The organism is Pseudomonas juntendi (genome assembly GCF_021560075.1).
In the GTDB taxonomy this organism is placed as follows: domain Bacteria; phylum Pseudomonadota; class Gammaproteobacteria; order Pseudomonadales; family Pseudomonadaceae; genus Aquipseudomonas; species Aquipseudomonas juntendi.
The window spans coordinates 2,619,399-2,638,543 of the sequence record NZ_CP091088.1 but is presented as its reverse complement, the minus strand read 5'-3'; the positions used below and the strand labels follow the sequence as shown (position 1 = coordinate 2,638,543).

The 19,145-nt window shown below is 63.5% G+C and carries 20 protein-coding genes; 7 read left to right on the top strand and 13 right to left on the bottom strand.

What is annotated here, in order from left to right; all coding sequences use genetic code 11:
• Window positions 1-369 precede the first annotated feature (369 nt).
• Complete coding sequence (locus L1P09_RS12285; protein ID WP_054906190.1) at window positions 370-1,410, bottom strand: zinc-dependent alcohol dehydrogenase family protein; 1,041 nt, start codon at window positions 1,408-1,410, stop codon at window positions 370-372.
• A gap of 180 nt (window positions 1,411-1,590) precedes the next feature.
• On the opposite strand from L1P09_RS12285, the gene L1P09_RS12280 reads away from it, so the two are divergent.
• Window positions 1,591-2,073, top strand: a complete 483-nt coding sequence (locus L1P09_RS12280; RefSeq protein ID WP_009684825.1) for an Lrp/AsnC family transcriptional regulator — start codon at window positions 1,591-1,593, stop codon at window positions 2,071-2,073.
• Here L1P09_RS12280 and L1P09_RS12275 read toward each other — a convergent pair whose 3' ends face one another.
• The 4 genes from L1P09_RS12275 to L1P09_RS12260 all read right to left on the bottom strand — a co-directional run bounded on the left by L1P09_RS12275 (window position 2,074) and on the right by L1P09_RS12260 (window position 4,490).
• Window positions 2,074-2,331, bottom strand: a complete 258-nt coding sequence (locus L1P09_RS12275; protein ID WP_256217122.1) for a helix-turn-helix domain-containing protein — start codon at window positions 2,329-2,331, stop codon at window positions 2,074-2,076.
• 21 nt (window positions 2,332-2,352) lie between these two features.
• Entirely contained in the window at window positions 2,353-2,565 is a 213-nt protein-coding gene (locus L1P09_RS12270) for a hypothetical protein (RefSeq protein WP_054906191.1), read from the bottom strand.
• Window positions 2,566-2,708: 143 nt separating this feature from the next.
• The gene (gene dksA / locus L1P09_RS12265) at window positions 2,709-3,113 is read right to left on the bottom strand and encodes an RNA polymerase-binding protein DksA (RefSeq protein ID WP_009684822.1); all 405 of its coding nucleotides are present in this window, start codon (window positions 3,111-3,113) and stop codon (window positions 2,709-2,711) included.
• 30 nt (window positions 3,114-3,143) lie between these two features.
• Window positions 3,144-4,490: a dihydroorotase gene (locus tag L1P09_RS12260; protein WP_235768902.1), complete on the bottom strand. Its 1,347-nt coding sequence runs from the start codon at window positions 4,488-4,490 to the stop codon at window positions 3,144-3,146.
• 146 nt (window positions 4,491-4,636) lie between these two features.
• On the opposite strand from L1P09_RS12260, the gene L1P09_RS12255 reads away from it, so the two are divergent.
• Window positions 4,637-5,068, top strand: coding sequence for a DUF4440 domain-containing protein (locus L1P09_RS12255; RefSeq protein ID WP_235768901.1), 432 nt, complete (start codon window positions 4,637-4,639; stop codon window positions 5,066-5,068).
• A gap of 81 nt (window positions 5,069-5,149) precedes the next feature.
• On the opposite strand, the gene L1P09_RS12250 is transcribed toward L1P09_RS12255, so the two are convergent.
• Window positions 5,150-5,767, bottom strand: a complete 618-nt coding sequence (locus L1P09_RS12250; RefSeq protein ID WP_054906194.1) for a dTMP kinase — start codon at window positions 5,765-5,767, stop codon at window positions 5,150-5,152.
• Between the two features lie 217 nt (window positions 5,768-5,984).
• Here L1P09_RS12250 and L1P09_RS12245 point away from each other — a divergent pair, with 217 nt between their 5' ends.
• Window positions 5,985-6,221, top strand: a complete 237-nt coding sequence (locus tag L1P09_RS12245) for a LysR substrate-binding domain-containing protein (protein ID WP_390898517.1) — start codon at window positions 5,985-5,987, stop codon at window positions 6,219-6,221.
• A gap of 135 nt (window positions 6,222-6,356) precedes the next feature.
• On the opposite strand, the gene L1P09_RS12240 is transcribed toward L1P09_RS12245, so the two are convergent.
• The gene (locus tag L1P09_RS12240) at window positions 6,357-8,000 is read right to left on the bottom strand and encodes an acetolactate synthase large subunit (protein WP_054881147.1); all 1,644 of its coding nucleotides are present in this window, start codon (window positions 7,998-8,000) and stop codon (window positions 6,357-6,359) included.
• 184 nt (window positions 8,001-8,184) lie between these two features.
• Between L1P09_RS12240 and L1P09_RS12235 the strand changes: the two genes are divergently transcribed.
• The 4 genes from L1P09_RS12235 to L1P09_RS12220 all read left to right on the top strand — a co-directional run bounded on the left by L1P09_RS12235 (window position 8,185) and on the right by L1P09_RS12220 (window position 12,553).
• The gene (locus tag L1P09_RS12235) at window positions 8,185-9,066 is read left to right on the top strand and encodes a LysR family transcriptional regulator (protein WP_009682269.1); all 882 of its coding nucleotides are present in this window, start codon (window positions 8,185-8,187) and stop codon (window positions 9,064-9,066) included.
• Window positions 9,067-9,185: 119 nt separating this feature from the next.
• Window positions 9,186-10,370 (top strand): MFS transporter, encoded by a 1,185-nt coding sequence (locus tag L1P09_RS12230; RefSeq protein WP_054906060.1) that lies wholly within the window; start codon window positions 9,186-9,188, stop codon window positions 10,368-10,370.
• Window positions 10,371-10,503: 133 nt separating this feature from the next.
• Entirely contained in the window at window positions 10,504-11,499 is a 996-nt protein-coding gene (locus tag L1P09_RS12225; RefSeq protein ID WP_192440006.1) for an aldo/keto reductase, read from the top strand.
• 97 nt (window positions 11,500-11,596) lie between these two features.
• Window positions 11,597-12,553: an endonuclease gene (locus L1P09_RS12220; protein WP_235768900.1), complete on the top strand. Its 957-nt coding sequence runs from the start codon at window positions 11,597-11,599 to the stop codon at window positions 12,551-12,553.
• A 33-nt stretch (window positions 12,554-12,586) separates the two neighbouring features.
• Here L1P09_RS12220 and L1P09_RS12215 read toward each other — a convergent pair whose 3' ends face one another.
• The 6 genes from L1P09_RS12215 to L1P09_RS12190 form a co-directional block, all read right to left on the bottom strand.
• Window positions 12,587-13,549, bottom strand: coding sequence for a 2-hydroxyacid dehydrogenase (locus tag L1P09_RS12215; protein WP_192440004.1), 963 nt, complete (start codon window positions 13,547-13,549; stop codon window positions 12,587-12,589).
• 11 nt (window positions 13,550-13,560) lie between these two features.
• Window positions 13,561-14,853, bottom strand: a complete 1,293-nt coding sequence (locus L1P09_RS12210) for an MFS transporter (RefSeq protein ID WP_235768899.1) — start codon at window positions 14,851-14,853, stop codon at window positions 13,561-13,563.
• 58 nt (window positions 14,854-14,911) lie between these two features.
• Window positions 14,912-15,862 (bottom strand): sugar kinase, encoded by a 951-nt coding sequence (locus L1P09_RS12205; RefSeq protein WP_192440003.1) that lies wholly within the window; start codon window positions 15,860-15,862, stop codon window positions 14,912-14,914.
• Entirely contained in the window at window positions 15,855-16,634 is a 780-nt protein-coding gene (locus L1P09_RS12200; protein WP_054906066.1) for a sugar phosphate isomerase/epimerase family protein, read from the bottom strand. The genes L1P09_RS12205 and L1P09_RS12200 overlap by 8 nt, the downstream gene beginning before the upstream one ends.
• Window positions 16,635-16,701: 67 nt before the next feature.
• Window positions 16,702-17,721 (bottom strand): LacI family DNA-binding transcriptional regulator, encoded by a 1,020-nt coding sequence (locus tag L1P09_RS12195; RefSeq protein WP_154211536.1) that lies wholly within the window; start codon window positions 17,719-17,721, stop codon window positions 16,702-16,704.
• Window positions 17,722-17,887: 166 nt separating this feature from the next.
• Window positions 17,888-19,135 (bottom strand): cytochrome c, encoded by a 1,248-nt coding sequence (locus L1P09_RS12190; protein WP_235768898.1) that lies wholly within the window; start codon window positions 19,133-19,135, stop codon window positions 17,888-17,890.
• Window positions 19,136-19,145: the final 10 nt, after the last annotated feature.

Below are 19,145 nucleotides of genomic sequence, written 5' to 3'. Positions count from 1 at the left end.
TGCGCGGCAAGGCCAAAGGCCAGTACCGCGATGATTTATGTTATACCATAACCTTTCGCGCCACTAGCGTTGGCTGCTGTCCACATACCCCCACCCGGTATCGCGTGAGCCCATTCCAGCAGAAGCTACCCGGTTCGAGCGGATTCGAGCTTGGGCAGCAGCATGAGGCCCCACCCATACATCCCACCCAGCGGGATCACAAGCTCGGCACCTTTTTTTGACTCATTTTTCACAAGCGATGGGCGATCGTTGAGCCATCCCTACGTGTGATAGCAGTTCCCATTGGCCCGTCTAGCAGCGGGCTATCTTTTGCCCGCGATTCAGGCCAGCGCCGGCAGTAACCCGTGCCAGCCCACCGTTGCTGGTGTATCAGAACTCGGTAATCACGGTCACACCCGCCGTATCGAAGCGGTCCATGTTCATCAACGCGTCGATGGACTGCGCCAGGTTGATGGTCTTGCCCACCAACTTTTCAGGGGCCAGCTTGCCCGAACCGATCATCTCCATCATGGCATCGTAGCGATGCGCTTGGATGCCATGGCTGCCGTAGATCTCCAGCTCATGGGCAATGACCTTGCTCATGGGGATCGCAGGCTGGGCGTGGTCTGCCAGCATCAGCCCGACTTGCACATGCCGGCCGCGACGGCGCAGGTTGTTGATGGAGTTGAAGCACGTGGCCGGGTGGCCCAATGCGTCCAGCGACACATGTGCGCCGCCCCGGGTGATTTCCATCACCGCCTCCGTCACGTCCGCTACCTGACTGGCATTGATGGTGGCCACGGCGCCCAGTGCCCGCGCCAGTGCCAGCTTGTCATCCGCGATATCGATTGCAACCACGTTGGCACCGATGGCCTGGGCGATCATCACCGCCGAAAGGCCCACGCCACCGCAGCCATGCACCGCGACCCACTGGCCTGCGCCGACCCTGCCCTGGTCCACCACCGCGCGGAATGAAGTGACGAAGCGGCAACCCAGGCTGGCTGCAGTCGCGTAGTCCATGGTTTCAGGCAGGGCCACCAGGTTCAGGTCAGCCTGATGGATCCCCACGTATTCAGCGAAAGACCCCCAGTGGGTAAAACCGGGCTGGAACTGGGTGTGGCACACCTGCTGATTGCCACTGTGGCACTGCGCACAGGCGCCACAGCCGCCTACGAACGGAACGGTTACCCGGTCACCCACCTTCCACTGGGTCACATCGCCGCCTACGGCGGCGACCACGCCTGCCAGCTCATGGCCTGGAACGTGGGGCAGCTGTATGTCCGGATCGTGGCCTTTCCAACCATGCCAGTCGCTTCGGCACACGCCTGTGCCTTTGACTTCAATCACCACACCATGCCGCTCCGGGCTTGGATCGGCGATATTCATCAAGCGCGGTGGCTGAGAAAAGGCTTCGTAGACGACAGCTTTCATGACGTTTACCCCTGCTGAAAACGGTTGGATGAGTCGTGCTTCCGGCAGCGCCCGAGCAGCGCTTTTCGGCGGCTATCAGTATGAAGAAAACGGCTGAAATTACCTTTCAGAGTTCGGTTGACATGGGTGCGCAAGTGAAATAAACCTTCAGAAAGCTCATTGATTGTGAAGGATTGGCGCATGGCCGACGCACTGGACAAGGTAGACATTGCAATAGCGGACAGGCTGCAACGTGACGGCAGGCTGTCGAACGTCAAGCTGGCCGAGCAGTTGTGCCTGAGTGAGGCATCATGCTGGAGGAAACAGAAGCGCCTGGAGGCGAGCGGCGTGATAGAGGGCTACCAGGCCATACTCAACCGCAAGAAGCTGGGTTTGGGGGTGATGGCGTTCGTGCAGATTTCCTGCACCGACCACAGCGAAGAGGCGACCGCGAAGTTCGAAAAGATCATCGCGGCGGCTCCGCAGGTGCTGAGCTGCCACAACACCACGGGCGAAGCCGACTTCCTGCTTCAAGTTGTCGCCCGGGACCTGGACAGCTATAGCCGCTTCATCGACAAGGTGCTGCGCAAGTTGCCCGGCGTGGCGAGTATCAGGTCCAACCTGTCGTTGCGCGAAATGAAAACAACCAACCAGTTCCCCGTGGCCGAACTCCTGAGCCTTTGATCAGCCCCTTGGGGTACTGGACGGCAACTCGCCGAAGCGCCGGCGGTACTGCTCGCTGAAACGGCCAAGGTGGTTGAACCCCCAGGCTTCGGCAACCTCGGACACCAGCCGGTCCGAGCCGCTGCACAGCAACTCATTGCGTGCAGCATCCAGGCGCAGCGCCTTGACGTACTGCATGGGAGACTGCTGAAGCGCGCGCTGAAAGCCTTCGCTCAAGGAGCGCACGCTGACCCCCGCTGCGCTGGCAATGTCTGTCAGCTTGAGATCGTCGCGCAGGTGCTAACGGATATACCCCTCGGCACGCTTCACATGCCGGGGCATCAAGGGTTGCGGGCCGAACCCGGCGCCGTGATCGGCGTGCAGCGCATGCATGAGGGTGAACAGCGCACTTTGCTGCAGAAACTCCAGCGTGTCTGCGGTAAAGCTCAACACGGCTTGTGTATAGGTACGCAGCAACGAAACCGCATGGGCAACGCCGTTGCAAGAGGCCATGGTTGTCACAGCGCGCCACTCTTATTGTTGTTGTGAGGGCTCACGTGTAAGCAATCAACCGGGGGGAGTCAATGCCGGCCATCGCGAGACCCGCCTACAACGCTGCGGTGACGCGCCCCTTTGGCTTCCTTGCTGACGGCTGTTCAATCCTCGCGAATATGCCGCTCCTGGCGTTCCTGACGCTCTTTCGCTTCGATGCACAGCGTGGCGGTCGGGCGCAGCAGCAAGCGCCTGAGACCAATGGGTTCGCCAGTGTCCTTGCACCAACCGTACTCACCCCGGGCAATGCGCTCCAAAGCCTCGTCGATCTTGTCCAGCAGCTTTTTCTCCCGCTCCAGCAAGCGCAGTTGCCAGTGCCGTTGCTCTTCCACGGTGCCCAGGTCGGAGGGGTCGCTGCTGGGTTCGAACTGCTGCATCAACTCGAACTCACGGGAAATTCGCGCTTGCAGCTCAGTCCGCTGTACCAGCAGCAGATCACGGAAAAAGGCCAGCTGTGCAGCGTCCATATAGGCCGCTTCAGGCATGCGGAGCAATTGGTCTTCGGTCATTGCAGTCGTTCTCACGTGGAGGGTTGCGTTTCAGCGCCGCTGGCCATTGAACGCCAGCGGTAAGCCTTGGCAGTGCGCGTTCAAGCTGTGCTCATGCCAGGCCAACTGCCCGGACACGATCGTGGTCGTGACCCGATGGCGCAGGCAGTGGTGCTGCAAAGGTGTCCACTGGCAGTGGGCAAGGACCGGGTCGAGGCCGACCGGCCTGGGTGCGTCGAGGCGTTCGACCAGGGCCAGGTCAGCCCAGTAGCCTTCGCGCAGGTAGCCACGTGCCTCTATCGCGAACAGGTCGGCGACCGCATGGCTGGTTTTACGCACCAGCTGGGTGATCGGCAGCAGCCCCTGCTCGACCAGCTCGAACAACGCTGGCAGTGCATGCTGCACCAACGGCAACCCGGAAGGTGCCAAGCCGTAAGGCTGTTGTTTTTCTGCCAGCGTATGGGGGGCATGATCGGTGCCGATCACATCGATGCGGTCCTCCAGCAAGGCCTGGCGCAGCGCGTCACGGTCGGCAGTGGTCTTGATCGCCGGGTTGCACTTTATGAGATTGCCCAGGCTTGCGTAGTCGCGGTCATCGAACAGCAGGTGGTTGACGCACACCTCAGCGGTGATCAGCTTGTGGGCCGACGGGCCAGGCTCGAACAGCCGCAACTCCCTGGCAGTGGTCAGGTGCAGCACATGCAGACGGGTAGCGAAACGGTTTGCCAGTTCGACCGCCAGGCTGGACGAGCGCCAGCAAGCGTCTGCATCGCGTATCAGCGGGTGCATCGCCGGCGTGATGCCTGCGCCGAACTGCGCACGGTAGCGGGCTTCGTTGGCAATGATCGAAGGGGTATGCTCGCAATGCGCCAGCAACACCGTCGGTACACAGGCAAAAAGCCGCTCGAGCACCCTGGGGTCATCAACCAGCATGTCGCCGGTGGAGGCCCCCATGAATACCTTCACCCCGGCAATTTGCCGGGGATCCAGGCGGGCAACGGTCTCCAGGTTGTCCTTGCTCACCCCAAAATGAAAACCGTAGTTGGCAACCGATGAGCTGGCAGCGCGGGCCTTCTTGTCGTCAAGGGCCGCCAGCGTCAAGGTGGCCGGCCTGGTGTTGGGCATGTCCATGAAACTGGTGATACCACCGGCCACGGCAGCACGTGACTCACTGGCCATGCAGCCTTTGTGCGTGGCGCCGGGTTCGCGAAAGTGCACTTGGTCGTCGATCATGCCAGGCACCAGCCAGCGGCCTTGGGCATCAATCTCCACAGGGGCATTCATGCCCTCGATGCTGGCGGCGATCTTGTCGATTCGGCCGCGGGCAATGAAGACATCGGCCTCGAACACCTTGCCCTCGTTCACCAGCCGGGCATTTCTGATCAGGATACGGCTCATGAACGCGCGTCCCCGTGGCTGACACTGGCTGGCTGCTTGAACCGGAACGGCATGACCCATCACTCACTGCTAAAATGTTATGTTATAACACTGTATACCAGTGGGTATTTCCCCGTCATCCTCTTCTTGCATTACAGGCAATCCGCATGCGCGTTTCTCACACTTCTGCCGCCGAACCCTACGCCGACACTGAACTGGCCTGCCTGGCGGGGGCCAAGGCTGCGCTGTATCGCTGGGCAGCGACGGTCGCCACGCGTGACGTCGACCAGGTGCTGGCGCTTTATGCACCAGATGCGATCCTGGTGCCGACCCTGTCGAACCAGGTACGGGACTGCGACGACAGCCGTCGCAACTACTTCGACAACTTCCTGGCCAATGATGGGCTGGTGTGTGACATCCAGGTATTCAAGAAACGGGTAAGCCGCAAGCTCGGCACCGTGGTGGTCGGTGGGCTCTATACGTTCGTCTATCGCCAAGCAGGCGTTCAGCGGGTGGTGCCCGCGCGCTTCCTGTTCACCTTTGAACGGATCGACGACCAGTGGCTGATCACCGGGCACCACTCGTCGATCGAGGCCTGAGGGTGGTGCCAGCAGGCGGCCGAGGTTCGCATCCGCCGCGAGCACGAGATGCGGCTACCGCCGAGGGTGGCTCGGTGGGCCCTACATCTGCCGCAGCACTGCGTATATTTCAGCCACGATCTGGCAGCTGGCCTGCTCCACCGTGCCTTCATTGCGGCACAGCACCCAGCCCTGTTCGGCAACCGCACGTTCGAACGCCTCGGTACAGGCTACTTGTTCATCCAGGGTGTGGATGACGGTACTGCGCAGCCCGCGGGTGCGCGCAGCCGCCCGGGCCCAGGAGGTTTCGGCGCCGGTGACCACGCCCACGTGCAGGTCCGGCACCTGCACGCCGCGCTCAAGGTTCAACTGCAGGATCTGCGCAAACGGCACGCTGCGGCGGAAGGCTGCGTCCGACGGGTACCAGCGATCGATCAGGATGATGCTGCCGGCCGGTTGCCGGGGCAGCACGTTTCGGGAAATCCAGGCACGGCTGTCGGCAAAGCGTTGGCAAACCTCATGCTCCAGCGCCTGGCAAGGGTTGCGGGCAAGCCTGTTGACCAAGGCCATGGTATCGCCGCGGTAGGGATCGTTGTTTCTCTCGCACAGGCGGACCACCTTGTGCCCGCCCAGCCTGAGGGCTTTCGTAACGGCTTCCAGCAAGGTGGTCTTGCCGGTGCCTTTAGGGCCATCGATAGAGACAAAAAGCGGACGGTTCATCGTTCAAAACCCATAAGCGCAAGCGCGGGATGAGAGCATTGATCACACCCCGCTTCAAGCGCTTGCGCTCAAGGAGTACATTTGTACCCCACCCGGGACAGGCGGCCCATTCGCTAGCGCGCGGGTGCCGCCCCGTCAGGCGTTTTACCCACGCCGATGGCACGCAATAGGATGTAACACCGCGAGACCGCTGCGGGTCACCAACTCGGATGCACTGGTGGCGCCGTTGCTGGCAGGCGTCGCGCTTGCCGAACTGCCAGAGTTCATTGCGGCGCACTACCTGGCCGATGGCCGCCTGGAACGGGTATTGCCGGCATGGCGCATGACCCAGGGCGGCCTGTATTTCGTCACCACTGCGGCGCGGAGTCGGCCACGCAAGGTACAGGCATTGGCCGATTTCTTTGTCGAGCGGTTGTCTGCCGCCGCCTGGCGGGGCCCTCGGGCTGAGGGCTGAGCGCAGCTACCTGCGGGTGAAACGATTGGGGCCACCCTGCAGGCAGCCCCAAAGCGTCAGCTGGAGACTCAGGGCCGCATTGCGCTGGCCCTTTCACGGCGCCAGGACGCGCCCACCAAGGTGGGCTGCCCAGGCTCAGACCGCCAGCGCGCGCTCACGCAGCTCGCTGTTGAGGATGCGGTCGTTTTCGCTGTAGTCGACCGGGCAGTCGATCACGTGCACGCCTGGGGTCTTGATGCAGTGCTCCAGCAGTGGCAGCAGGCCGTCGGCGCTTTCCACGCGGTGGCCATTGGCGCCGTAGGCTTCGGCATACTTGACGAAGTCCGGGTTGCCGTAGTCCAGGCCGAAATCGGTGAAGCCCATGTTGGCCTGCTTCCAGCGGATCATGCCGTAGCCATCGTCACGCAGGATCACCACGGTGATGTGCATGCCCAGGCGCACGGCGGTTTCCAGTTCCTGGCTGTTCATCATGAAGCCGCCGTCACCGCACACCGAAATCACCGGGCGATCCGGGTAGACCAGGTGTGCAGCCATGGCCGATGGCAAGCCGGCGCCCATGGTCGCCAGGGCGTTGTCCAGCAGCACGGTGTTCGGCTTGTGCGCCTTGTAGTTACGGGCGAACCAGATCTTGTAGATGCCGTTGTCCAGGGCCACGATGCCTTCGGACGGCAGCACGCGACGAATGTCGGCCACCAGGCGCTGTGGGTAGACCGGGAAGCGGTCGTCGTCGGCGCCTTCGGCGATCTGGGCTTCGTTGGCTTCACGAATTGCCATGAGGCGGGTGAAGTCCCAGTGCGAAGTGTCGCCCAGGCCTTCAGCGATCTGCCACACGGCGTTGGCGATGTCGCCGATCACTTCAACCTGCGGGAAGTACACGGCATCGACTTCGGCGGAGCGGAAGTTGATATGGATGACTTCGGTGCCGCCACGCACCATGAAGAACGGCGGCTTCTCGATCACATCGTGGCCGATGTTGACGATCAGGTCCGCCGCTTCGATCGCACGGTGCACGAAATCGCCGGACGACAGCGCGGCGTTACCCAGGAAGCGCGGGCTGCGCTCGTCAACCACACCCTTGCCCAGCTGGGTGGTGACGAATGGGATACCGGTATTATCGACCAGTTGCTTGAGGACCTTGGCGGTCATCTTGCGGTTGGCGCCGGCGCCGATCACCAGGATAGGGCTACGTGCGGTGCGCAATTTCTCGATGGCAGCTTCAATGGCCACGTGCTCGGCCAGCGGGCGGCGGTGCAGGCTGCGCGGGATCGGCAGCGCGTCGGTCTGCTCGGCGGCGATGTCTTCCGGCAGTTCCAGGTGCACGGCACCCGGCTTTTCTTCTTCAGCCAGGCGGAAGGCTTCACGCATGCGCGAAGGGATGTTGTCGGCCGAAGCGAACTGGTGGGTGTACTTGGTGATGGGGTCCATCATGCCGCACACGTCGATGATCTGGAAGCGGCCCTGCTTGGACTTCTTGATCGGCTTCTGGCCGGTGATCATCATCATCGGCATGCCACCGAGGTAGGCATAGGCGCTGGCCGTAACCAGGTTGGTGGCACCCGGCCCGAGGGTCGACAGGCTGACGCCGGTCTTGCCGGTCAGGCGACCGTAGGTAGCCGCCATGAAGCCTGCAGACTGCTCGTGACGGGTCAGTACCAGTTTGATCTTCGACTTGCGCAGGGATTCGAGCAGGTCGAGGTTTTCCTCACCAGGAATGCCGAATACATACTCGACACCTTCGTTTTCCAGACATTGCACAACGACATCGGCGGCCTTGGCCATTTAGGGTACTACCTCAAAATCTTTGGGGGATTGCAGCGAGATCGGCTGCGTGACTGAGATGTTGCAGGATGTCTCAGTGCCGCGCATCGTAGGCCCTCTGGTTAATAATAATAAATATATTGTTATGATGCGTGGCATCACAGTTCGTTATAAATGCAATGACTACGAAAGGTCGTACGCCCCAATGAACCTCAAGGCACTGCGTTGCTGCGTCGAAATCGTCCGCCAAGGCAGCTTCACCAAAGCAGCGCAACACCTGCACATAGCCCAGCCTGCGTTAAGCATGGCGGTTACCCGGCTGGAGGAAGAGCTGGGCGTGACCCTGTTCAACCGCACCACCCGCAAGGTGCTGCTCACGGCCGAGGGCGAGCAGTTCCTGCCACGCATAGCCTCGGCCCTGCGCGAAATGGATGTGGCCCGGCAGGAGCTGCGCGACATGGCGGACCTCAAGCGCGGCGAAGTACGCCTGGGTATCCCGCCAATGTTCGGCCTGCACTATGTGCCAGGCTTGATGAACGCGTTCCGTCAGTCGTACCCCGGTATCGCCATGACCGTGTTCGAGGGCAGCGCCGCCGACATCGGCCAGCGCCTCGAACAACGGGAAATCGACCTGGCGTTGCTGGAATCGCGGCGCGTACCGCAGGACAAGGAGTCGATCCTGCTGGGCAGCGACGAGATGCTGGCGTGCATGCACCCCGACCACCCTTATGCCGGCAAGGCATTTCTCACCGCCGAAGACCTGCGCAATACCGACATGGTGGTATTCGACCGGACCTTCGTGCAGCGCCACCTGCTGGACGCATTTTTCGCCGAACACGGCATTACCTACCAAGTGGCCCTGCAGAGCAATTTCGTCTCGCTGGTGGTGCAGGCAGCACTGGACAACATGGGCGTGGCCACCCTGCTGCGCTCGGTGCAGCAGCGTACACCGGGCATTGTCGGCGTACCCTTCCGCCCGGCACAGCAGATGAGCTTCAGGTTGTGCTGGCGTTCAGGGGAATACCTGTCGCTGGCCAGCAAACGCTTCATCGATTTCGCCGCACAAACGCATTATCTGGAGCGCTGATCGGCGCTTGGCGCCTGGTTTGAGCGGCGGCGCTGCCTCGACGTTGCGCCCACCGATTGACTATCATCCCGCCTTGAACGTTTCAGCATGTTTCAACATAGGCCCAACAAGGGATTCAGATGTCAGTCCAGCAACTCCCCCCGCCGCCCAGCAAAAGCGCCGTCGCCAAGATGGAAGCCGCCATGGCGCTGGGCAGCTTCGCCATCGGTACCGGTGAATTTTCCATCATGGGCCTGATGCCCGACATTGCCAGCAACCTGCAGTTGAGCGAACCGCAAGTGGGCCACGCCATCAGTGCCTATGCGCTGGGGGTCATGGTCGGTGCGCCGACCCTGGCGATTCTGGGCGCCAAACTGCTGCGCAAGCACATGCTGCTGCTGTTGATGCTGCTGTATGCGCTGGGCAACCTGGCCACCGCCCTCGCCCCTTCCTTCAGTGGCCTGGTGGCTTTCCGCTTCATCAGCGGCCTGCCCCACGGTGCCTATTTCGGCATCGCCGCGGTGGTGGCCTCGAGCATGGTTGCCAAGGACCAGCGTGCCGGGGCCGTGGCCCGGGTGATGCTGGGCCTGACGCTGGCCATGCTGCTGGGCAACCCTGTAGCCACCTTCCTCGGCCAGTACTTTGGCTGGCGCTCGGCGTTCGTGCTGGTCGGCGTGATCGCCCTGTGCACCATTGCCCTGGTCTGGCGCTTCGTGCCCCAGCCGCACGATGAGGTGCGCAGCGACCCACGCAAGGAACTGCGCGCCTTTGCCCTGCCGCAAGTGTGGATGGCACTGGGCATCGCGGCCATTGGCTTTGCCGGCATGTTCTGTGTATTCAGCTACCTGGCGCCGACCATGCTGCAGGTGACCCAGGTCGCGCCGCAGTGGATTCCGTTCGGCCTGGCGGCCTTCGGTGTGGGCGGTATCGTTGGCAACATTGCAGGTGGCAAGCTGTTCGACCGGTTGCAGTTCCGTGCGGTGGGGTTGGTGCTGGTTTGGTCGATCGCCGTGCTGCTGTTCTTCACCGTCGCCGCGCAGGCGCTCTGGAGCCTGCTGCTGGGCATCGGCCTGGTGGGCACCATGATCGCCCTGGCGGCACCGTTGCAGATCCGCTTGATGGACATTGCCCATGAAGCGCCAAGCCTGGCCGCAGCGTCGAACCATGCCGCGTTCAACCTGGCCAATGCACTGGGGCCTTGGCTGGGCGGTATGGCGATTACCGCCGGCATGGGCTGGACCAGCACCGGCTACATCGGCGCGGCGACCGCGCTGGTTGGGCTGGGCATCTACCTGCTCGCCCGGCGGATGCGTGGTGGGCATTGACCCGGCAGCGGTGCTGGGCAGGGGTAGGTTCAGCGTCACACGGCGTTCGATGAACCTCCCCCATTGCTGAACTCACTACCATCAGCACCAGCCGCAGGCTGGGTTCATTCCTTCCCCTTCCTAGGAGATCACGATGCAATACGTAAAGCTGGGTAGCACCGGCCTGGATATTTCCAGGCTGTGCCTGGGTTGCATGACGTTCGGCGATCCGGATGCCGGCACCCACCCCTGGACCTTGGGCGAAGAGGCCAGCCGGCCGATCATTCGCCATGCCGTCGAGCAAGGCATCAACTTCTTCGACACTGCCAACAGCTACTCTGCCGGCACGTCGGAAGTGATCGTCGGCAAACTGCTGAAGGCCTTCACGCGCCGTGAAGAAACGGTCATCGCCACCAAGGTGTTCTACCCACCGAACATGGGGCAAGGCACCCACCGGCCCAATGAACAGGGCTTGTCCCGCAAGGCGATCATGGCCAGCATCGACGCCAGCCTCACGCGCCTGGGCACCGACTATGTGGACCTGTACCAGATTCACCGCTGGGACTACCACACGCCCATCGAGGAAACCATGGAAGCCCTGCACGACGTGGTCAAGGCTGGCAAGGCGCGCTACATCGGCGCTTCGTCGATGTACGCCTGGCAGTTCGCCAAGGCTCAGCAGGTGGCGGCCAACAACGGCTGGAGCCGCTTCGTTTCGATGCAGAACCACCTCAACCTGCTGTACCGCGAAGAAGAACGCGAGATGATCCCGCTGTGCCTGGACCAAGGCGTGGGCTTGTTGCCCTGGAGCCCGATGGCCCGCGGCCGCCTCACGCGCCCCAACGGCCAGCAGACCGACCGCACCCGTAGCGACCTGTCCGGGCAGTCGTTCTATAAAGCTACCGAGGTCGAAGATGGCCGGGTCATCGATGTCGTCGAGCAGATTGCCGGCGAACGGGGGGTGCCAATGGCCCAGGTCGCGCTGGCATGGGTGTTGGGCAAAAACGGCGTAAGCGCACCGATCGTCGGCGCCTCCAAACCCGCCCATCTGGACGATGCGCTGGCCGCGCTGTCGGTGCAGCTCAGTGCCGATGAAGTGGCACGGCTGCAGGCGCCGTATATCCCGCACGCGGTGGCAGGCTTCAAGTAGCGTGGGCCTTTGCCTGCACGCCGGGTATGCCCGGCGTGCTGGCCAATGACGACGAAAGTATTACAATGCGCGTCCTCGCATTTGAATATTTTCTCTCATGAAATCACTGCTTTATGCCGTAACTCTACTATTTTCCTTTAGCTTCCCCGCGTGGGCCACACCCCCTGCCACCTTCACCGAGGCCAAGGTCGTGGCCAAGCAGAAGGTGTACCTGGACCAAGCCAGCAGCGCCATGGGCGACCTGTATTGCGGCTGCAAATGGACCTGGGTCGGCAAGTCCGGTGGGCGGGTCGATGCGGCGTCGTGCGGCTATCAGACGCGCAAGCAGCAAAATCGCGCCGAGCGCACCGAATGGGAACACATCGTGCCGGCCTATACCTTCGGCAACCAGCGCCAATGCTGGAAGAACGGTGGGCGCGAGCATTGTGTGGACAGCGACCCCGTGTTCCGCGCCATGGAGGCCGACCTGTTCAACCTGTACCCGGCCGTGGGTGAGGTCAATGGCGACCGCAGCAACTTCAACTACGGCATGGTCAGCGGCAACGCCGGCGAATACGGCCAGTGCACCACCAAGGTGGATTTCGCCCAGCGCGTCGCCGAGCCTCGTGACGAAGTCAAAGGCCTGGTGGCCCGTACCACCTTCTACATGTACGACCGCTATCGCCTGAACATGTCGCGCCAGCAGCAACAAGTGCTGATGGCCTGGGACAAGCAGTACCCGGTGTCAGCGTGGGAAAAGGAGCGCGACCGCCGCATCGCCGCGATCATGGGGCATGCCAACCCTTTCGTCAGCGGCCAGCGCAAGTGGACGGCTGATTACAAACCCAGCGGGGTTGGCGTGGCGCAATCGGCGCCCGCCCAGGCACCAGGCAAGCCGGGCCAGGCCAATGCCGGGGCGCCGGGTTCGGTGCTGGGCAACCGCAACAGCCACGTCTACCACCTGGCAGTGGGTTGCCCCGGCTACACCCAGGTAGCGGCCAAGAACCAGGTCAGTTTCGCCAACGAAGGTGAGGCGCAGGCGGCAGGTTACCGCAAGGCCGGTAACTGCCGCTGACGGCGCGCGGGCGCGCCACAGCGCCGCCTTCTATCAGCCGTTTACCAGGTTCGCAGGCCGCTCGCCCGCCAGCGCGCTGAGCAGGTTGTCCACTGCACAGCGCGCCATGGCCTGGCGGGTTTCCTGGGTCGCAGAGCCGATGTGCGGGGTTGCTACCACGTTGTCCAACTGCAGCAGTGGCGAGTCTATCGGCAACGGCTCCTGCACGAACACATCCAGCCCTGCACCACGGATACGCCTGGCGCGCAACGCGTCGATCAGCGCAGCCTCGTCCACCACCCGCCCGCGGGAAATGTTTACCAGAATCGCCTCGGGCTTCATCAACCCCAGCTCACGCGCACCGATCAGCCCTTCAGTACTGGCACTGAGCGGTACCGTCAGGCAGACGAAGTCCGCTTGCTGCAACAGCGCGTCCAGGCTGCACTGGCGCGCAGCGTGGCGTGCTTCCACGTCGGGCTTGGCGCGCTGGCTGTGGTACAGCACGCGCATGCCAAAGCCTGCGGCAGCACGCCGGGCCAACGCTTCGCCAATGCGGCCCATGCCGACGATGCCCAGCGTCTTGCCATGCACATCACAGCCAAAATGCGCCGGCCCCAGGTTGGCCTGCCAATGGCCTTCACGCACCCAGTTGGCCAGCTCCACCACCCGCCTGGCGGTCGCCAGGATCAAGGCGAAACCGGTGTCCGCCGTGGTTTCGGTCAGCACGTCCGGGGTATTGGTCAGCATCACGCCACGGCGGCTGAGCTGCGCAACGTCGTAGTTGTCCACCCCGACCGAAACGCTGGACACAACCTCCAGCTGCGGCGCCAAATCGAGCAGGCTGGCGTCCAGGCGCAGGCTGGCGCCCAGCAACCCGTGCGCCCCTGGCAAGGCATCGCGCAGGCGCGCCAGGCCATCGGGCTGGGCAATGTCCACCCAGGTCACGTCCACCTGGGCGTGCAGGCGCGCCATCAGGTCATCGGAAAGGCGCTTGTACAAGACGATTCGTTTTTTCATTGCAGTCATTCCTAAGGGTTCAGCGCCAGGCGCGTGCCATTGCGTTTGGCCCGGCCGGAGGTCTGGGAAGTATTGAGGGCGGCCGTCAGCGCCACGGCAGTCAGCAGCGCACCGCACATGAACAGGTACGAGGCGCCAGGACCACCCGTGGCGCCATTGAGGTAGCCCACCAGCCAGGAGCCGCCGAAAGAGCCCAGCGCCCCCATGCTGTTGATCAGCGCCATGGCACCCCCGGCGACATTGGCCGGCAGTATCTCGGGCACGATGGCGAAGAACGGGCCATAGGGCGCGTACATGCAGGCGCCAGCGACCACCAGCAGCGCGTACGACCACCAGAAGTGATCGGTGCCCAGGGCATAAGAGCCATAGAACGCCACGGCAGCGATCAGCAGCGGCGGCCACACGAAGCGCTTGCGCTTTTGCACGCGGTCAGAGGCCCAGGACACGCCCACCATGGCCACTACCGCCGCCAGGTAAGGCACCGAGGCCAGCCAGCCGGCCTGCACAATGTCGACATTGGCCGCCTGCTTGAGGATCGACGGCAACCACAGCACGAAGCCGTACACGCCAATGCTCCAGCAGAAGTACTGCAGCGCCAGGATGATCACCTGCGGCGAGCGGAATGCCTCGCGGTAGTTCTTGACCGGCTTGATGCCCTGCTGCTCGGCCGTCAGCGCCTGTTGCAGGTCTGCTTTTTCCTGGGCGCTCAGCCAGCTGACCTGGGCTGGGCGGTCATCCACCAGGCGCCACCAGAAGAACGCCCAGATCACCGCCGGCAGGCCCTCGATGATGAACATCCAGCGCCAGTCGTAATGCTTGATCAGGTAACCCGACACCACCGACATCCACAGGATGGTGACCGGGTTGCCGAGCATCAGGAAGGTGTTGGCGCGGGAGCGCTCGGCACGGGTGAACCAGTGGCACAAGTACACCAGCATGGCGGGCATCACTGCGGCCTCGACCACGCCCAGCAGGAAGCGGATGCCGATCAGCATGTAGACATTGCTGACCATCCCGGTAAGCGTGGCCAAACCGCCCCAGAGGATCAGGCAGACGAATATCAGCTTCTTCACGCTGCGTTTTTCAGCGTAGATGGCCCCAGGTACCTGGAAGAAGAAGTAGCCAAGGAAGAACAACGCCCCCAGCAAGGACGACAGCACGGGCGTGATGTGCAGGTCTTCGGCCATGCCCGAGGCGGCGGCGAAGCCGTAGTTGGCGCGGTCCAGATAAGCCAGGCTGTAGGTGAAGAACACGATCGGGATGATGTACCACCAGCGACGCGGTGCCAGTTTTTGGCTTTGCATGGTCTGTGACTCCTGAGCTTGTTGTTTTTGTGGCAACAGGTGATTCCGGTTAAAGCATTCAGGCACTTCTGCGCAGGTCGTAGGCCTCCAGTTCGTGACGCAGCGGCAGCCCTTCCATGTCGCCGCGCGATTGCACGGCGCGGCTGCCGCACCAGTTGCCTCGCGCCACCGCCTCTGCCACTGGGCGCCCCTCGAGCAGTGCGCTGAGCACGCCCACGGCGAACGCATCACCGGCGCCGACGGTGTCCACCACACGGCTGACGGCTACAGGGGCGACCTGGCCCTCGCCGTTGCCATTGCGCCAGTAGGCCCCGGCGTCGCCCAGCTTGATCACCACCAGTTCCACGCCTTGGTCGAGGTAGAACGCTGCGATATCGGCGGGGCTGTGCTGGCCCGTCAGCAGGCGGCCCTCTTCCAGGCCTGGCAAGACCCAGTCGGCTTTGCTCGCCAGGGCATTGATTTCGCGCACCATGCTGGCCTGGTCCGGCCATAGCGAGGGCCGCAGGTTGGGGTCGAACGAGATGCTGCGCCCGGCTGCACGCATGGCGTCGAGCAGCCCGTGCGACAGTGCCCGGCAGCTGTCCGACAGCGCCGGCGGGATGCCCGTGGCATGCAGGTGGCGCGCTTGCAGCAAGCCAGGTTGCAGCAGCGCAGGCGACAGCCGGCTGGCTGCCGACCCCCGGCGGAAGTATTCGACCGCGGGGTCGCTGCCATCATCGCAACGGGCCTTGAGCTGGAAGCCGGTGGCGCAGTGGCCATCCACTTCCACCGCCGAACAGTCCAGGCCTTCACGGCGCAGGCTGTCGAGCACGAAGCGCCCCAGCGAGTCGTCACCTACCCGGCTCAGCCAGCGCACCTTGAAGCCCAGCCGTGCCAGGCCGATGGCCACGTTACTGTCCGCGCCGGCGATACGCTTGCCGAACTGCCCGACACTGGCCAGGTCGCCGCAGTGCTCGGCGACGAACATGGCCATGGTTTCGCCAAAGCACAGCACGTCATGCTCATGCATGGGCCACCTCCTGGTCAGCACCCAGCAGCGACAGGCTGTGCACCTGGGCCCGGGTCAGGGCCAACAGGTCGTCGCCGGCCAGGGGATACTCGACGGCGCGTACCACCCCAGGGGCGAATTCGGCCAGTTGCTCGGCCCAGGCGCGCAGGTCTGATGCTTGCGGCGGCACGGCGACCAGGCGGCCGTCGGCACGGCGCTGTACGCCCTTGCAATGCACATAGCGCACCCACCGGCCAAGTTGCCGGGCAGCGTGCAACGCCACCTCGCCCTGCCAGTGCCAATTACCGATATCGAACGTCATGCCCAGGTTCAGGCCGCATGCATCGGCCTGCTCGAAGAAGCGCTGCAGGGGCTCGATTCTGCCGCCTTGCAGGGTCTGGTCGTTTTCCACCAACAGCAACGGCCCCTGCGCTGGCAGCAGCGCCGCCAAGGCCGAAAGGTCGCAGTGTTCATCGAAATGGCCCAAGGACACTTTCAGCGCCACCGCGCCCAGCGCCCGCGCGGTGTCCAGTTTGTGCACCAGCGAAGGGTCGGGCACGCCCTGCGCCGTCCACAGCTCCAGAGGGGTCGAATACAGGCACTCCATGCCCAACCCGGCAATCACGGCACCCAGTGCCGCGGTATCGGGTGCACTGGCGAACAATTCTTCACGCAACTCCACCCGGCTGACGCCTGCGGCGGCCAGCAGGTCGAGAAACTGCTCCTGGCCACGTTGCCGGACAAAGTCGGCGCCATAGCTGGAGAGGCTGATGGAAACGGGGTTCGGGTACATTGTTTTTATCCTTTTGAAACCGGTTTCATTTTTATACGGCAGCGTCAGGCACAAGGCCTGCCGTTGCTCACTGGGGTCGGGTCGAGCCGCGGATGACCAGGTTGGCCTTGAATTCGATGCGCCGTGCCGCTGCGCCATCGCCACGAAGCCGGCCGAGCAGGCTTTCAAAGGCTGCTATGCCGATGCGTTCGGTAGGCTGGGCCAATGCCGTGATGCCAGTGCCGACCAGGGGGTACCAGTCCAGATCGTCTAGTGCGACCAGGCCGACATCGGCAAACAGATTGCACCCGGCGTCATGCAGGGCACGGGTCACGGCCAGGGTGGCAACACCGTTGCAGGTAAAAATGGCTTGCGGGCCATGACCCCGGTCAGCCAGGAACGCGGCCAACCGCCCTGCCAGGCCAGCGCCGGTTTCCAGCACCTGCTGGCGCATGCCTGGGCGGCGGCTGACCGAGGCCCCGAACGCCTGCACCCGCTCCAGGCGCGAGCTGGTGCCATCGAGCGGCTCGCTCACCGCCAGGATATCCCGGTAGCCGCGTGCCTGCAGGTGGTCCAGGGCCTGCTCGACGGCGTCGGCATTGTCCAGGCCGACCAGGTCGGCGTTCAGTTCAGGGAGTTGACGGTCGACCAGCACCATGGGCAGGTCGCGCTGGAGGTTGAGCAGTTCGCCCGGGTGGTGCCCCAGCGTGTTCACGATCAGGCCTTCGACGTTGTAGCTCTGCAGGGCGACCAGGTGGTGGCGCTCCTGGTCGTCGTCACGGTTGGTGTTGCACACCACCAGGCTGTAGCCATGCTGGCGGCAGGCGGTTTCCACGCCATGCATCACCGCTACGGAATAGGGGTTGAGAATATCGGCAACCAGCATGCCGATCAGGCGCGTCTGCCCGCGCTTGAGGCCACGGGCCATTTGGTTGGGGCGGTAGCCAAGGCGTTCGATGACCTCGGCCAGGCGCTTGGCGGTGGCGTCGGCCAGCAACTGGCGATCGCCACCGATGTAGCGCGAGACGGTGGCTTTGGAAACGCCAGCCACTCGCGCGACTTCGCTGATGGTGACCCGTTCGCGGGCATGGGCAGGCGCGTCGGTCATGGGTGTCCTTATGATTATTAGGTGGACGATGAAACCGGTTTCAATACACCAAAACTTGGTGCTTTCGTCAATATGCCGTTGGTCGGCCGAAGCGACCGGGCTGGCCAGCCGGGCAAGGCCAGGTTCGGCGACACAATGCCTTCGCCGAACCTGAGGCAACCCCCTCTCAGCGCAATGCCTTCACATCCCCGGCGGTAACCGCCCCCGCCTGGTTACCCCAGCTGGTCCTGATGAAGTTCACCACCTCGGCAACTTCCTGGTCGCTCAGGCGCCAGCCAAACGCTGGCATGGTGAAGTTCGACGGTGCGGTGTGCGTCGCCGGCACCGTGCCACCTGCCAGCACCACATGGATCAGCGAGGTGGCGTCCGCCGTCTGCACCACCGGGTTGCCGGCCAGGGCCGGGAACACACGGGTGTAGCCCTGGCCATCGGTTCGGTGGCAAGCCGCACAGTTGTCGATGTACACCGCGGCGCCAGGCTTGCTGTCGTCACCGCGCCACAGGGCATCGGCCACCTGCTTGTCGTAGACATGCGGCTGGTCGTTCGGGTCGTTGGGCGGCAGGGTCTTCAGGTAACGGGCAATCGCCGTCAGGTCGGCATCGGTCATGTACTGCATGCTGTGCTCGACCACGTCGCTCATGCCGCCGAACACCGCACTGCGGTCACTGCGCCCGGTCTTGAGAAACTGCACCAGCTCGGCTTCGCTCCAACTGCCCAGGCCGTCCTTGTGATCGCCGCGCAGGTTCTTGGCGATCCAGCCCTCCAATGGCGCGCTGCCGGCAAGGAACTGCTTGCCCTCGGCCGGGCTCAGCGCCTTTTCCTGCATGGTCAGCGCCCGCGGGGTGTGGCAGGCACCGCAATGCCCCAGGCCTTCGACCAGGTACGCGCCACGGTCGACCACCGGGTCAGCCGCTGCCGAGGCTTGCCAGGGCGTTGCCGCAGGCGCGAACAGGCCACGCCAGATGGCCAACGGCCAACGCATGCTCAGCGGCCAGGGAATATCGGTAGCCTGGTTGGGCTGCTCCACCGGCTCGACGCCCTTCATGAAATAGGCGTACAGCGCCTGCATGTCCTGCTCGGTGATGCGCGCATACGAAGGGTATGGCATGGCCGGGTACAGGGTGCTGCCGTCCTTGCCGATGCCTTTGCGTACAGCCTGGTCGAAGTCTTCGAAGCTGTAATGGCCAATGCCACTGGCGGACGGGGTGATATTGGTGGAGTACACCGTGCCGATAGGTGTTTGCATCGGCAGGCCACCGGCGAAGGGCTTGCCTCCCTTGGCGGTGTGGCAGGCCACACAGTCACCGGCGCGGGCCAGGTATTCACCCTGGCGCACCTGCGCATCCTCAGCGGCTACGGCCTGGCCAGCCACACCGGCGCCCAGTAGCAGGGTTGCGATCAACATTGTCTTCATGCTCATCGCT